12 protein-coding genes and 1 other RNA gene are annotated in these 14,374 nt (G+C 33.5%); 2 read left to right on the top strand and 11 right to left on the bottom strand.

Annotation, left to right across the window (positions count from 1 at the left end; all coding sequences use genetic code 11):
- Positions 1–29: 29 nt before the first annotated feature.
- From GFV00_RS09430 to GFV00_RS09405, 6 genes are all read right to left on the bottom strand, one after another.
- Positions 30–1,709 (bottom strand): ribulokinase, encoded by a 1,680-nt coding sequence (locus GFV00_RS09430; protein ID WP_160557872.1) that lies wholly within the window; start codon positions 1,707–1,709, stop codon positions 30–32.
- 33 nt (positions 1,710–1,742) lie between these two features.
- On the bottom strand, positions 1,743–2,453 hold the full coding sequence (locus GFV00_RS09425) for an L-ribulose-5-phosphate 4-epimerase (RefSeq protein WP_160557871.1): 711 nt from the start codon (positions 2,451–2,453) through the stop codon (positions 1,743–1,745).
- A gap of 4 nt (positions 2,454–2,457) precedes the next feature.
- Entirely contained in the window at positions 2,458–3,321 is an 864-nt protein-coding gene (locus GFV00_RS09420; protein WP_160543054.1) for an HAD-IIA family hydrolase, read from the bottom strand.
- Between the two features lie 68 nt (positions 3,322–3,389).
- Positions 3,390–4,811, bottom strand: coding sequence for a sn-glycerol-1-phosphate dehydrogenase (locus tag GFV00_RS09415; protein WP_160557870.1), 1,422 nt, complete (start codon positions 4,809–4,811; stop codon positions 3,390–3,392).
- 50 nt (positions 4,812–4,861) lie between these two features.
- Complete coding sequence (gene fsa / locus GFV00_RS09410) at positions 4,862–5,512, bottom strand: fructose-6-phosphate aldolase (RefSeq protein ID WP_160557869.1); 651 nt, start codon at positions 5,510–5,512, stop codon at positions 4,862–4,864.
- A 65-nt stretch (positions 5,513–5,577) separates the two neighbouring features.
- Positions 5,578–6,384, bottom strand: a complete 807-nt coding sequence (locus GFV00_RS09405; protein ID WP_160557868.1) for an MIP/aquaporin family protein — start codon at positions 6,382–6,384, stop codon at positions 5,578–5,580.
- A gap of 334 nt (positions 6,385–6,718) precedes the next feature.
- On the opposite strand from GFV00_RS09405, the gene GFV00_RS09400 reads away from it, so the two are divergent.
- Positions 6,719–7,498 carry a DeoR/GlpR family DNA-binding transcription regulator gene (locus GFV00_RS09400; RefSeq protein ID WP_160557867.1) on the top strand — a complete coding sequence of 260 codons (780 nt, stop codon included), beginning with the start codon at positions 6,719–6,721 and terminating at the stop codon, positions 7,496–7,498.
- Positions 7,499–7,529: 31 nt separating this feature from the next.
- Here GFV00_RS09400 and truB read toward each other — a convergent pair whose 3' ends face one another.
- On the bottom strand, positions 7,530–8,204 hold the full coding sequence (truB, locus tag GFV00_RS09395; protein WP_160557866.1) for a tRNA pseudouridine(55) synthase TruB: 675 nt from the start codon (positions 8,202–8,204) through the stop codon (positions 7,530–7,532).
- 83 nt (positions 8,205–8,287) lie between these two features.
- Between truB and rnpB the strand changes: the two genes are divergently transcribed.
- Positions 8,288–8,600, top strand: an RNA gene (gene rnpB / locus GFV00_RS09390) — RNase P RNA component class A.
- Between the two features lie 30 nt (positions 8,601–8,630).
- Here the strand turns inward: rnpB and tssD are convergent.
- The 4 genes from tssD to GFV00_RS09370 all read right to left on the bottom strand — a co-directional run bounded on the left by tssD (position 8,631) and on the right by GFV00_RS09370 (position 14,370).
- Positions 8,631–9,026: a type VI secretion system tube protein TssD gene (tssD, locus tag GFV00_RS09385; RefSeq protein WP_160557865.1), complete on the bottom strand. Its 396-nt coding sequence runs from the start codon at positions 9,024–9,026 to the stop codon at positions 8,631–8,633.
- Positions 9,027–9,274: 248 nt separating this feature from the next.
- Positions 9,275–10,798, bottom strand: a complete 1,524-nt coding sequence (gpmI, locus tag GFV00_RS09380) for a 2,3-bisphosphoglycerate-independent phosphoglycerate mutase (RefSeq protein WP_160557864.1) — start codon at positions 10,796–10,798, stop codon at positions 9,275–9,277.
- Between the two features lie 172 nt (positions 10,799–10,970).
- Positions 10,971–12,815, bottom strand: coding sequence for a glutamine--fructose-6-phosphate transaminase (isomerizing) (glmS, locus tag GFV00_RS09375; protein WP_160557863.1), 1,845 nt, complete (start codon positions 12,813–12,815; stop codon positions 10,971–10,973).
- Between the two features lie 40 nt (positions 12,816–12,855).
- Positions 12,856–14,370, bottom strand: a complete 1,515-nt coding sequence (locus tag GFV00_RS09370) for a DUF4270 family protein (RefSeq protein ID WP_160557862.1) — start codon at positions 14,368–14,370, stop codon at positions 12,856–12,858.
- Positions 14,371–14,374 lie beyond the last annotated feature (4 nt).

Below are 14,374 nucleotides of genomic sequence, written 5' to 3'. Positions count from 1 at the left end.
TTTTTTTACTATCCTCCATCTCCGAAATATTATGGTTTTCCGGTTAGCTCTTTTACTTTTTCTAACCGTTTGTATTTTTCATATTCAACATTGTAATGTTGGTGATTTTGTTCGTTAGGATAGTAAATTGTTGAAATTCCCATTCCCATTTTTTCTTGAGCATGTTCCAATTTAGAATAAATTCCGGCGGTTACAGCTGCACACATCGCCACTCCTAAGGCACATGCTTCCCTGGTTGCGATAACTTTTATAGGCTTGCCTAAAACATCTGATAAAATTTGCATTACATAAGGAGACTTTTGAGAAATTCCTCCTACTGCGATGATTTCCTCAATTTCAATTCCATTGTTTATAAATTGTTCTACAATAGCTCTTGAACCGTATGCGGTTGCTTCTACTATGGATTTATATAGTAAAGGAGTATTGCTGGATAATGCCAATCCTGTGATAGTCCCTTTCAATTCATAGTCAACATTGGGCGTCCTTCTTCCGTTAATCCAATCAGTGGCTATAATATGACTGTCTTTTGCCGGTATGAGTTTTGCTTGTCTAGCCAATTCAGGAATCATTTTATCATAAACTTCCTGAATTACTTTATCTTTGGTTTCTTTATCTATGTATTCAATTTTTGCAAATATTTCTCGCAAGGGCCACATTAATACCCTTTTAAACCAAGCATAATAATCTCCGTAAACGGATTGTCCTGCTTCATAACCAACCATTCCGGGAATTATGGAATCATCTGCCTGGCCGGATATGCCCGGAATTAACGGGTTATTTTCACTTTTAGGCCCTACAATAATATCGCATGTGGATGTCCCGATAATTTGAACAATAGCTTTATTTTTTACTCCTGCACCAATTCCTCCTGCATGAGCATCTATGTTTCCGGCAGCTACTTTAACTGCTGTGGTTAATCCTAATCGGTTAGCCCATTCTTCTGATAAATTTCCTATCGTTTCTACACAGGTATACACTTTTTTTGAAAAGGTGTCTACAATTCCATCTAAAACGGGATCTAATTCTTTAAAGAATTCATTAGGTGGATATCCTCCCCATTCTTTATTCCACAACACTTTAAATCCGGCTGTACATATATTTCTTTTTAAATCTTCCGGTTTTTTTACCCCTATAATTAAATTGGAAAGCCAATCACAAGCATCTACAAAAGAATGCCCGATTTCTTTTATTTTGGGATCTTCTCTGAATATGTGAAGTGCTTTAGCCCAAAAATGCTCTGCAGAGTAATTTCCACCTCCTCCTGAATATCGGGTATAATCGGTATGCCATTTTTTGGAAAATTCGTTGATATGCTCGCAATCTTTTATTCCTGTATGATCTTTCCATAAGATAAACATCCCATTGGGATCATCTAAAAAGTCTTCTCGTAAAGCTAAGGGGGTACCTTCTTTATCTACTACTACCGGAGTAGAGCAGGTAACATCTATTGCCAATGCTTTAACTCTTTCTTTTGCTACCGGAACTGTTCTAACTACTTCATTAATTATATATTCTAAAACTTCAACATAGTCTAAGGGATGGTGCCTGAATTGGTAATTCACCGGATCGCAGTACATACCTTTTTTCCATCTCGGATATTCTTTTACTGAGAGTGCTAATTCTTCGCCGGTTTCAGCATCCATTAATATGGCTCTTGCTGAATCAGTTCCGTAATCAACACCGATTACTAAATTGTTTGAAATGCTCATCATTTTTTTGTTTATTCAGTTGGTTTATAGTAATTATTTGTTTTTTTCTTGTCCATAATAAGCATTCGATCCATGTTTTCTTTCGTAATGTTTATGGATCAATGCTTCTTTCAATCTTGGGGCTTGGGGATTTATTTGCCTTGTTAAATAAGCCATTTTAGCTACATTTTCTAACACCGCACTGTTGTAAACTGCTTTTTCAGCTGTTTTACCCCAGGTGAAAGGCGCATGGCTTCCTACCAATACCATTTCCATCTCTTTATGACTTAATTTTTTTTCTTTAAGAATATTGAGAATCTGGAAACCTGTTTGGTATTCATAGTCTCCTTGGATCATCTCATCACTCATAGGCGGAGCACAAGGTATATCAGAAATGGTATGATCTGCATGGGTTGTACCGAATATGGGAATATCCAATAAAGATTGCGCCCAAGCGGTAGCATACGTACTGTGCGTGTGAACAATTGAATTAACGTCTTTCCAATGTTTATATAAAACGGCATGGGTGGGTGTGTCAGATGAAGGTCTTAGTTTACCTTCGACCACTTTACCGTCAAAATCAACCAGTACCATGTCATCGACCTTTAACTTATCATAGGGCACTCCGCTAGGTTTAATAGCAAAAACTCCTTGATTGTGATCTGCGACACTTACGTTACCCCAGGTAAATAAAACTAAATTCAATTGGGGTAATAATTTATTTCCTTCGAATGCTTCTTCTTTTATTTGAGCATATTTTTTCATAGCTTTATTTTATATGTGAATATTCTATCAGGTTGCCTAATACCTCTATGCTCGGCAAGACAATATCCAATTCAGGATCAGCTTTTTCTGCATCTTCCAACGTAGCTTCTCCGGTTAGTACCAATACTCCGAAAGCTCCGGCATTATGAGCCATCATCATATCTGTGTAAATGCGATCTCCTACCATAGCCACTTCATCCGGCTCTAAATTTTTCGCTGACAATATTCCGTCTAACATTTCTTTTTGTGGTTTACCCAACACTATATCCGGTTTTCTTCCCGTTGCGGTTTCTATAGATGAACATATGGAAGCACAATCAACTAAAACTACCGGTTTGTCGGTCGGACAAACTTTATCGGGATTGGTTGCTATATAAATTTTTCCTTGTTTTGCCCACCAAGCTGCTCTGCATAATCTTTCATAATTTAAAGTCATATCAAAAGCAACAATTAACGCATCGGGCTCATCTTGTGCTGAGTCTTCTGTAGATATATATCCTGCCTTATTGAATTGCTTGATCATACTGGGGGTTCCCAATATGAATAATTTTTTTATTTGGGGATGTTTGGCTTTTAAATAATCAATAGTTGCTACTGCGGATGAGTACATTTCTTCTTCTGAAGCATCAATTCCTAATCCTTCTAATTTTTGCAGGTAGTCTGAAATACTTTTAGACGGATTATTGGTAAGAAATGAATAGCTTATGCCTAATCTTTTAAGCTGATTTAAAAAGCTTACTGTATAGGGAAATAGGGTTGAGCCATTGTAAATAGTTCCATCCATATCAAGAGCTACATGCTTCAGCTTTTTTACTTTTTCTAAAAGAACATTTGAAGTCTTTTTTATATCTGTGATATAATTATTCATACAATTTATATTTAAAAGATATAAATGATAAGCATGTAATTTTTCTATTACATGAATATCCTTTTAATTTATTTTCCTTTTAATGCTCCTTTTTCGCTGAATAATTCTTCAATCCATTGATCAAAATATCCTGCTCTGTAAGCAAAATCTAAAATTGTATATCTGCTTCGGATCTTATGTGCTCTGTAAAAACTATCTTTGAGTCTTTTTCTGGTAATACCGATTTCTTCCGGTTCAACAGGTGCTCCTACGGCTGCCAATCGTTTTTTTGTTTCCTCAAAAGGTATAACTTGATTTCTTAGTTTTTCTTTTAATTGCGGCCAATTCTTTTTAATTTTATTTAATTGTTCCCTTAATTCCTCTTTGGTAACGTATTTATCTGTAGTTTGGGCCACAGCAAAGGGATGTATTTCAGTCCCTGCAAACATTTCATCTATCTCTTTTAATTGAGCTTCCAGGGTCGGCCATTTTTCAACTGCCGCTTCAACATCAAGCCGGTCTATAGATTCTTTTAACATTACTTCATACAAAGCGGTAATTGCCAATGTGCCAATACCTACTTTAAATCCATGCGATGGGGCTTGTTCATCTTGATTAGGATATAAACCGAATTTTTTGGCCATTTCTCCTTTGAAGGTGTGATGCTCCATATCCCAAAGATGGCTGAATTGATGTTCAGAACCGGATGCCGGACGGCTTACCCCTGCCCCCCATGATTCCATGGATTGCATAGCGAAACCGCCTAACATTAATCCTTCTGTTAATAATTCTATAGCTTTTGGATTTCCATTTTTTGCACCTGCAGGATCTTGCAATGCCTCAGCCAGTCCATCTTGTACTATATTCCATGCACTTGTCATGGGCTCAATGCCTTTTTTTGGGTGATTGGGATCGGCTAATTCTGCAGCTAAAATCCAATCTGCTCCGGATACTACTTTAGCATATAAATCGGCATATCCGGAAGCAGTCATCAAAGGGGGAGCAGCAGCAATAATATCAATATCAGCTACTAAGACTTTGGGAGCTTCACAGGCATGAGTGATTTTTGCTCCTTTGTTGGTTATGGATGCTCCTGCCGAAGAATATCCATCCATGGATGCGGCAGTAGCAACACACATATACGGTCGTTTTAGTTCGGAGCTTGCTCGTTTCGTAAGATCGTTTATAACTCCTGAACCAACCGCAATAGGTGTTACGTCTTTATCTTTTAAATAATCTCTTATTTTCTCTACAAATATATAATCTGCATATAAATTAGGATCATCTAAAATATACGGTTCTTCTCCTTCCAATCCGGCTTTTTGTAATGCTTCATGAACTTTTTTTCCTGCTACTCTATAGGTATTAGGATCTGCTATAATAATTGCTTTTTTTCCGGGAAATTGTTCCTTAAATATTTGCGGTACATCCTTTAAGATATTGGATTCTATTTCTAGAAACTTTGTTTCAGTAGCTTGTTTTAAAGCTGATTTAATGCTTTCTTTAGACATTTTATTTTTTATTTTTTGTGGTTTGTGATTGATATGGTCTCTTATTAAGTTTAAAGTTTTTTAGAGTCTTCTAAAAACTTGGCTAATCCAATATCAGTTAATGGGTGTTTTAGTAAATCAAGTATGGGAGCTAAAGGAGAAGTAATTACATCAGCTCCTATTTTCGCACAATTGATAATGTGCATGGAAGATCGTATGGATGCGGCTAGTATTTGGGTAGAATAACCGTAGTTATCGTATATTTCTCTTATTTCAGCTATCAGATTTAAACCGTCTGTTGATGTATCATCTAATCTTCCTATAAAAGGAGAAACATAGGTAGCTCCTGCTTTTGCCGCAAGAAGTGCCTGACCGGGTGAGAAAACTAAGGTACAATTAGTTTTAATTCCTTTACTTGAAAAATATTTAATGGCTCTTATCCCATCATGGATCATAGGAACTTTAACAGTTATTTGCTTATCAATTTCTGCTAATTCTTTTCCTTCTTTAATGATTCCTTCGTAATCGGTTGAAAGTACTTCTGCACTTACATCTCCATTTACGATTTCACATATTGCTTTATAATGAGCATATATGCTGTCCTTTCCGGTTATTCCAACTTTTGCCATAATGGAGGGATTTGTGGTAACTCCATCAAGAACTCCTAGATCTTGAGCTTTTTTAATTTGCTCTAAATCTGCTGTATCAATGAAAAATTTCATTTTTTTATTTTTTATGGTTTTATAATTGATTTGATTGTTTTAAAACATATTGTCCGGTTTTTATTTTAATTAAAATAACCTTTAACTAATAAGTATAGTCCTGCAGCAAGTAATCCCCCTACTATTGGAGCAATGGAAGCGTACACAATTCCATATCCCCAATCACTATCTCCTTTGCCTTTTAAAGGGAGGATTTGATGAACTAATCTAGGCATTAGATCTCTGGCAGGATTTAAAGACCATCCGGTAACCCCTCCGTAAGCCATACCGATTGCAAATATCATAAATCCGGCAGGTAATGCTCCTAAAGATCCGAATCCTACCATCGAATGAGTAAATTGAGGAATTCCTGTTGAATTTTCAATAATTACTCCTCCATGATTGGCACTCATGGATAGCCCAATAAATACTAAGAAAAAAGTACCTATAGCTTCAGACGAGAAATTCTGAATTGAGTTATTTTTTCTAATAGATGCATTGGTTGCAAAAACGCTTAAAAGTTTACTTGGATCTGAAGAAGTAGCAGTTAAATGACCTCTATATACAAAAGAAACAAGTAGAGCCCCTAAAAAACAACCGATAAATTGCGCTGTTATATACGGAAGAACAAATTTAGGATCTAAAACACCTGCAGCCCATTGTGCTATGGTAACTGCCGGATTGAAATGCCCACCCGTATCAAATGGAGAAGAAATAATTACCGACATAGCTACAGCAAAACCCCAGCCAAGTGGCCCGCTTAAGGCTGCCTTATTACCTTCTCCGTATGATTTGTCTAAAGTAAGGTTCATGCTTATCCCACATCCTAAGGCTATTAATGAAAAAGAACCTAGTAATTCTCCTATAAATTTTGTTGCAACGACTGAATCCATAATCTTTAATTTTAGTTTTGATTTGTAATTTAATTTTATTGAATTTTTGTTTTACATAATTAAAACGTAACAAATGTATTTACTAAATCGAAACTAAACAATAATAAAACAAAATTTTTTTTTATAAATATTAAAATTATTTTAGCATAAAAATAGATTAAAAAGAATTAATTTATTATCTTTGTTGTTGATTGACAAATATTTATATATAAGTTTAACTATTTTCCAAATCGAAACTAATTACATTACCCTCTTCTGACAATTTAAATATTTTCGTAAATTTGATGCATAAAGCATTACGTTTAATTTCGTCCATGTCATTATATATCAACCTATGAAGAACAATAACATAAATAATATAAGACAACAGGAAATTTTAGAAGAATTAAATTTCAATCATTATGTTTCTGTAACAGACCTTTGTAAAAAATTAAATGTGTCTGCCGTTACCATTAGAAAAGATTTGACTCATCTGGAGAAGATCGGTAAATTATACAGAACCCACGGCGGAGCAACTCGAGAATCTTTTATTGTTAAGGAAAGACATGTTAATAAAAAGGAAACGCTACAGGTTGAAGAGAAATCGAAAATAGCCAAAGCGGCTCTTAATTTTATTGAAGATAATGATTTTATTACGATTTCATCAGGAACTACCACACAGATGGTTGCTCAGGTAATTGAAAATAATTATACTAAGTTAACCATTCTTACCTCTTCTTTAAAATCGGCTATGCTATTATACGGCAATCCAAATTTTGATGTAATACAACTGGGAGGAGACGTTCGAACCAAGTCAGGGTCTGTTATGGGGCCTTATGCTGAATTAATGATCAGTAATTATTCTTGCAGTAAACTTTTTATTGGCGGCGATGGGGTCGATTTTGATTTTGGCCTTTCCACTTCAAGTACTATGGAGGCTAAAATGAATCAATTGATGATTCAAAATTCAGAAAAGGTTATTGTTTTAGCAGATTCTACCAAAATTAGTAAAAGAGGATTTGGCAAAATAACTGATTTGGATAAAATACATGTTTTAATTACCGATGAAGGCATTAAAAAAAGAGATGTTGAAAGATTCGAAGATTTAGGTATTGAAGTTGTTATTGCACGATAAAATAAACCGGCTTTACTATCAAAAAGTTAAGTTAAATTATTATGGAATTATCTGAATCTTTGATATCATAATCTCCAATTTTCTCCCTTCTCAATTTAGTCAAATACCCTCCAACTCCTAAGCTTTGTCCAAAATCATGAGCTAATGAACGGATATAGGTCCCTTTACTGCAATGGACTAAAAATTCCACATAAGGCAGATTAATGTTAGTGATTTTAAAATCGTAAATGGAAATTTCACGAGAGGGAACTTCAATAGCTATTCCTTTCCTTGCAAATTCATACAATCTTTTCCCATCTTTTTTTAAAGCAGAAAATACCGGAGGTTTTTGACTAATGGAATCCCCAATGAAATCCTGTACTGCCTTTTCAATATCTTTAATTTGTAAATGATTGTATTCTTTGGAATTAAACTCTTCTGTTTCTAGGTCATAGGAAAGAGTTTCTACTCCTAATTTAATTTCTCCGGAATAGATCTTGGATGCATCTTGAATTTGTTGTATTTGTTTGGTTGCTTTACCAACGCATACAATCAATAAACCGGTTGCTTTGGGATCTAATGTTCCCGCATGACCTACTTTGATTTTCTTTAAATTAAATTGCTTTTTTATTTTCCATTTAATTTTATTTACTATATCAAATGAAGTCCAATCTAACGGCTTATCTATTAAAAATATTTTACCTTCCAGTAATTCGTCTAAATCCATTCATTCCTAAATTTAAAAGCAAATATAATCAACTAATATTTTAAGTCCATTTTTGAATATTGAAAAATATTGTAATTTTGCAAAAAGCAAATCAACCTTGTTGCTTCTATTTTTTATAGAAGAGGAAAGTCCGGACACCAAAGGATATCACAGCGGGTAATGCCCGTCCATCGTAAGATGAGGACCAGTGCAACAGAAAGGAAGTACAGTTCGGCTGTAGTGAAATCAGGTAAACTCTGTGAGGTGCAATGCTATGTATACCGGATTTATAAGGGCTATCCGTCCGATGCCGGGGGGTAAGCAGATTGAAATAAGGAGTAATTCTTATTCTAGATAAATAACAAGGCTTTTCAGTAATGAAAATGACAAAATCCGGCTTATTGATTTGCTTTTTTTATTTGTATATATATAAAATAAGCATGGATTTTATCCTATCCATTCATTGACATGTTCTCCTAATCCCATACTTATAGTCTTTGCTGATATGGTAAATGTTTCTGTAATCGAGGATCTACCTAATCCTAAGGAATCAAATTTTTCTTTATATTTTACTACATAACCGTCTGTAAAATTTAATTCTTTTAAGGGAGTGTTAGAATCCTTTTTTGTAAAGACTACTTTGCCATTTTTCTTTTCATAGCTATTAGTCATCCATTCAAAAAAACGAGTTTCATTAGTTGATCTTAGAGTTATCTCAATTCTTCCTCCTCTAATTTGTGCTGATGGTCGCCCGGTTGGATCTGTTTCTTGCGCTAATGAATAATTTACATTGATAATATTATATTTTCTTCCGGCTACCTCTAATCGTGCTCTAAATGACATAATAATAATGATTTTTAGTGAATTTTTCAAATTTTACAAATTTACGTATTTGAAGGTAGATAGTATTTTTCCATTAGTTAAATGCTTGTTAAAAATAAATAGCCCTATTTTGATAAACTTTATCTCTATATAATAAAAATAAACGGAAATTATTTTTCATACTGTTCTATATTTTAGCAACAATTTATAACAATAAAAAAAGAGATATTATAAATATCTCTTTTTTTTATAATTTAAATTTTTCCTAATTATTTCTCAATTAAAACATTTCCTGTCATTTCTGAAGGAATCGGTAAGCCCATTAATGTTAGAATAGTAGGTGCTATATCTCCCAGTTTACCTTGTTTTAAATTGTATTTTTGATTATCAACTAGAATTAAAGGTACTAAATTAGTAGTATGTTGAGTATTAGGTGAGCCGTCTTCGTTCTTCATTTTATCAGAATTTCCGTGATCTGCAATAATCAGAGTTGTATATCCGTTTTCTAACGCTGCTTTACAAATATCTCCGGCACATTCATCAACTACTTCTGCTGCTTTAACTGCTGCTTCAAATACTCCGGTATGACCTACCATATCCGCATTAGCAAAATTGAGGCATACAAAATCCACTTCTTTTTTTTCTAATTCGGGAATAATAGCATCTCTTATATCATATGCAGCCATTTGTGGTTTTAAATCATATGTTGGCACATCTTTAGGAGATGGGGCTAAAATTCTTTTTTCATTTTCAAATACTTTTTCTTCTCCTCCTGAAAAAAAGAATGTCACATGTGGATACTTTTCGGTTTCGGCAATTCTGATTTGTTTTAGAGCAGCATTTGCTATCACTTCACCGATTGTATTTTTAATCGTATCTTCTTTGAATATGACATGAATGTTTTTGAATGTTTCATCATATTCCGTCATAGTAACAAAATATAAATCCAATTTTTTAATTCCAACTTCCGGATGGTCATGTTGAGATAAAACATCCACTATTTCTCTCGGTCTGTCGGTACGGAAATTAAAACAGATCACCACATCTCCTTCTTGTATTTTGGCTACCGGATTATTATTTTCAGTTACAACGATAGGCATTAGAAACTCATCAGTAATTCCGTCTTCATACGATTGCTGTATAGCTTGTAAAGGATCTTCTGTTTTATTTCCTTCAGCATTTACCATTACATCATATGCTATTTTAACTCTTTCCCAACGTTTGTCTCTATCCATAGCATAGTATCTGCCTACAATGGAAGCTAATTTTGCATTGTTATCTTTGCAAAATTCGATCGTATCTTTTATAAAACCTTTACCACTTTGCGGATCGCAATCTCTCCCATCGGTAAAAGCGTGTACAAAAACATTAGGTACATTCGAAGAGTTTGCCGCTTCTACTAGTGCTTTTAAATGGCTTATATGTGAGTGAACACCTCCGTTGGATACTAACCCGATGAAGTGTACCGGTTTATTATTTTGTTTAGCATACTCAAATGCTTTTTTTAATTCTTCTTCATTTCCTAAGGTTCCGTTTTCTACGGCTAAATTAATCTTCGTCAAATTTTGATAAACCACTCTTCCTGCACCTAAATTCATATGCCCAACTTCTGAATTTCCCATTTGTCCTTTAGGTAATCCAACATCCAATCCATAAGTTACTAAAGTGGTATTGGAATATTTTCGAAAACAGCTGTCCATAAAAGGTGTATGAGCATGGTCAATAGCAGATACACTTTTATCTGTGGCTATTCCCCATCCATCCAGAATCATTAAGATTACTTTTTTATTCATAATTTATTATTTTTTTGTAAAATTAATCTATTTTTATGCGTATTTTTAATTTTAAAGTTACTGAATTTTTATGATTTTTATTGAATAGATATCGATAATCCATTCTTTTTTCTAATAAAAAAAGACTTGGCAATCAAGTCTTTTATATATTTAATAATTCATGATCTAGCGTTTATTCAACGGTAACAGATTTTGCTAAATTTCTAGGCTGATCTACATTAACCCCTCGTAATACAGCTATGTAATATGCTAACAATTGTAAAGGTATAACGGATAATAGCGGAGTAAAGCATTCTGAAACATCAGGAATTTCAATGGCTTCGGTTACCATATCTTTAACTACGGTATCGCCTTGGGTAACAATTGCAATTACTTTACCTTTTCTTGAATTAATTTCCTGTATATTACTTACAATCTTTTCATAATACCCTTTTTTAGGTGCAATGACAACAACCGGCATATTTTCATCAATTAATGCTATAGGCCCGTGTTTCATTTCTGCTGCTGGATATCCTTCTGCATGAATATAGGATATTTCTTTTAATTTTAAAGCACCTTCTAAGGCGATAGGATAATTATAACCTCTACCTAAATATAAGAAGTTTTCTGCTCCAACATATTGCTCAGCTATCTTTTTAATTTGATTTTCTGTATTTTTGATCACTTCTGCTACCCTTTCTGGTATAGTTTCCAACTCTATGATTAGACTGTTGAATCGTTCTTTACTTATGGTACCTTTGTGTTTAGCTAATTTAAGTGCTATCATTGCCAATAGGGCAAGTTGAGCAGTAAATGCTTTAGTGGAAGCAACACCAATTTCCGGACCTGCATGAGTATAAGAACCGGCATCAGTTAAACGTGCTATTGAAGAGTCGATAACATTACAAATACCGTAAATAAATGCTCCTTTTTCTTTTGCTAATTTTAATGCTGCAATAGAATCTGCTGTTTCTCCTGATTGAGATATTGCAATAACGATATCTTTATCTGTTATTATCGGGTTTCTATATCTAAATTCAGAGGCATACTCTACTTCAACCGGTATTCTGGCTAAATCTTCAATAAGATATTCTCCTACTAACCCGGCATGCCAAGAAGTTCCACATGAAATAATTATAATTCTTTCTGCATTTAAAAATTTTTCTTGATAATCCCAAATTCCCGCCATTTGAATTATGTCTTCATTTACTAATAACCTTCCCCGCATAGTATCCATAATAGATCTGGGTTGTTCGTGGATTTCTTTTAGCATGAAATGCTCATAACCTCCTTTTTCAATTTTTTCTAAACTCGTTTTTAGTTCATGAATTTGGGGATTCACTTTTGAGTTATCTTTTATTTTATATACATCTACTCCTTTTAGAGTTATAGTCGCCATTTCTCCGTCTTCAAGATAAACAACTTCATTGGTAAACTCAATGAAAGGAGAAGCATCTGAAGCTATGAAGTATTCATTTTCACCTATACCAATTGCTAAAGGGCTACTTAATCTTGCTACTACGATTTCTTGCGGTTGGTCTACTTCCATAACTGCTATGGAATAAGCACCTACAACTTCATTTAAAGCATATCTGACAGCTGTTGATAAATCCACGTTTTGTGTCTCTTGCATAAACTGTATCAAGTTCACTAATACTTCTGTATCGGTTTCACTTTTAAAAGTATATCCTTTAGAGGTCAGCATTATTTTTAAAGTTCCATAATTCTCAATAATACCGTTGTGAATAATTGCTAATTTTCCATTATTTGATATATGAGGATGTGCATTTATATCACTAGGAACCCCATGGGTGGCCCATCTTGTATGTCCTATTCCTACGGTTGCTTCTGAATTTAAATCTTTACATTTAGCTATTAAATCGGATACTGAACCTTTTGTTTTTCTTAATTCAAAGGCTCCGTTTTCATTTAAAACTATGCCCGCACTATCATAACCTCTATATTCTAACCTTTTTAAACCGTTTAATATGATGGGTAAGGCTTTTTTATTTCCAATATATCCAGTTATTCCACACATAATTTAATGTTTTTTAGATTTTTTTATATTAAATATAAATTTAATTTTTAGTATACAATATTTCTAATCTTAACTTCTTATCTCCTGAATTTTTATTACCATAAAAAGTTAATCGGAAAGGTTCATAAGCTCTTGTCGTCTTTGAATAGCCTAAATATTCGTTACTGTTGGTAGAACGGGTTATAAAATTACCCATTTCTACAAGTATTTCATCATTAGGTTTATTTTTTTCTACAATATCTTTGATTTGTTTGGTAACGTTCAGTGTATAATATTGGGGATTAGTTTCAAAATCGTACTTTGGATTAAAGAAATAACCCGCTAGACCGGAATAAAAAGTTAAATCAGGCAAAAACTTCCTTTGTGTATAATTATATCCGTATATATAATCAGGTTTTGACTGTACGTTTCCTGTAAGATAAAATTTCAATTTTGCTCCTGTAATAGCCCAATTGTGATTTTGAACCGAATCTTTTATAGCTTCTAATTGTGAATCATCTAATTTAAGATGAATGGAAGGCCCTCCCATACCTTGTAAAAATAAAATGGATTCACCTGACAGCTTATCCGGATTCTGCATTTGCTGCTTAAATTGGGAACTGGCAGTATTACGATTATAAAAGTTATATTCTCCTACCATTGAATTATAGGCCGAATTCATGGTAAATGAATAAGTTGCAGGTGTAAAATTATCTGATGATTGATCTTTATATCTATAATAAGCAATTAAGGTCATTTTGCTTACCGGGAAATTGAACATGAATTTAGAATTTTCATCGACCGGTTGTATTTTAATTCCTTTAAAATACTGAATAAATCGTGAATTATCACTAATATCTGCGCTTCCTTTTTTACTGAAAAAATATTGGTAGAAATAATCGGTATCTAATTTTATTCTATATCCGGCAGCAGTAGGTTCTGAAATAACTTTTCCATCACTTGTTTTTACCGATATACTGGTCAATGAATCACCTAACAGTGCATTTCCTAATTTATCGCCAACATCAACTGTTTTATTGGAATAAAACTTAGAAGAGGTTGATTCCAAAAATGTATTAATCCTATTTACATTAACTTCCATGGAATTACCTGCTTTACCTAAATAGGAAGCTAATGTATATTTTTTAACGTATTTTATAGTATCGACACCACTGGTACTTCCGGGATTTAAAATGATTTTCTTTTCTTTGTAAGAAGAGGAATTGAATGCCGGATTGAGGCTTAACACAACAGAATCGACTTGTTGGATAGTCCCTTTGATTTCATCGGCTGTACTTAGTCTTACTTGAATATTAAAAGAGGCTTTTGATTTCCCAAAAGTATTATCTTCATAAATACCGATTAATCCACTTCCTAGAGTGTTATAATCTGCTCGAATAGTATCGTTGTTAGAAATATTATACGCAACCAGATCAACAAATGTTTTATTTCCTTCTAATTTATCAGGTATTAGGTTAGCTCCAATATCTGTTGTATCGTTTTCACAACTTAATAAAAAAAAGGTTGAAAGTAAAGTTAGAGCTAATAACTTTACTTGAGACTTAAATATTTTCATAGTT

This window comes from Apibacter sp. B3935 (assembly GCF_009827705.1).
Lineage (GTDB): Bacteria > Bacteroidota > Bacteroidia > Flavobacteriales > Weeksellaceae > Apibacter.
The sequence above is the reverse complement of the archived record's forward strand: the minus strand, read 5'-3'. Positions and strand labels throughout refer to the sequence as shown.

Excerpts from the sequence above, each read along its gene's own strand:
- GFV00_RS09420 (WP_160543054.1), bottom strand. The coding sequence starts at position 3,321 with ATGAATAATTATATCACAGATATAAAAAAGACTTCAAATGTTCTTTTA.
- GFV00_RS09430 (WP_160557872.1), bottom strand. The coding sequence starts at position 1,709 with ATGAGCATTTCAAACAATTTAGTAATCGGTGTTGATTACGGAACTGAT.
- tssD (WP_160557865.1), bottom strand. The coding sequence starts at position 9,026 with ATGTCATTTAGAGCACGATTAGAGGTAGCCGGAAGAAAATATAATATT.
- GFV00_RS09370 (WP_160557862.1), bottom strand. The coding sequence starts at position 14,370 with ATGAAAATATTTAAGTCTCAAGTAAAGTTATTAGCTCTAACTTTACTT.
- truB (WP_160557866.1), bottom strand. The coding sequence starts at position 8,204 with ATGGATTTAGACGAATTACTGGAAGGTAAAATATTTTTAATAGATAAG.
- glmS (WP_160557863.1), bottom strand. The coding sequence starts at position 12,815 with ATGTGTGGAATAACTGGATATATTGGAAATAAAAAAGCCTTACCCATC.
- GFV00_RS09405 (WP_160557868.1), bottom strand. The coding sequence starts at position 6,384 with ATGGATTCAGTCGTTGCAACAAAATTTATAGGAGAATTACTAGGTTCT.
- fsa (WP_160557869.1), bottom strand. The coding sequence starts at position 5,512 with ATGAAATTTTTCATTGATACAGCAGATTTAGAGCAAATTAAAAAAGCT.
- gpmI (WP_160557864.1), bottom strand. The coding sequence starts at position 10,798 with ATGAATAAAAAAGTAATCTTAATGATTCTGGATGGATGGGGAATAGCC.
- GFV00_RS09415 (WP_160557870.1), bottom strand. The coding sequence starts at position 4,811 with ATGTCTAAAGAAAGCATTAAATCAGCTTTAAAACAAGCTACTGAAACA.
- GFV00_RS09425 (WP_160557871.1), bottom strand. The coding sequence starts at position 2,453 with ATGAAAAAATATGCTCAAATAAAAGAAGAAGCATTCGAAGGAAATAAA.
- GFV00_RS09400 (WP_160557867.1), top strand. The coding sequence starts at position 6,719 with ATGAAGAACAATAACATAAATAATATAAGACAACAGGAAATTTTAGAA.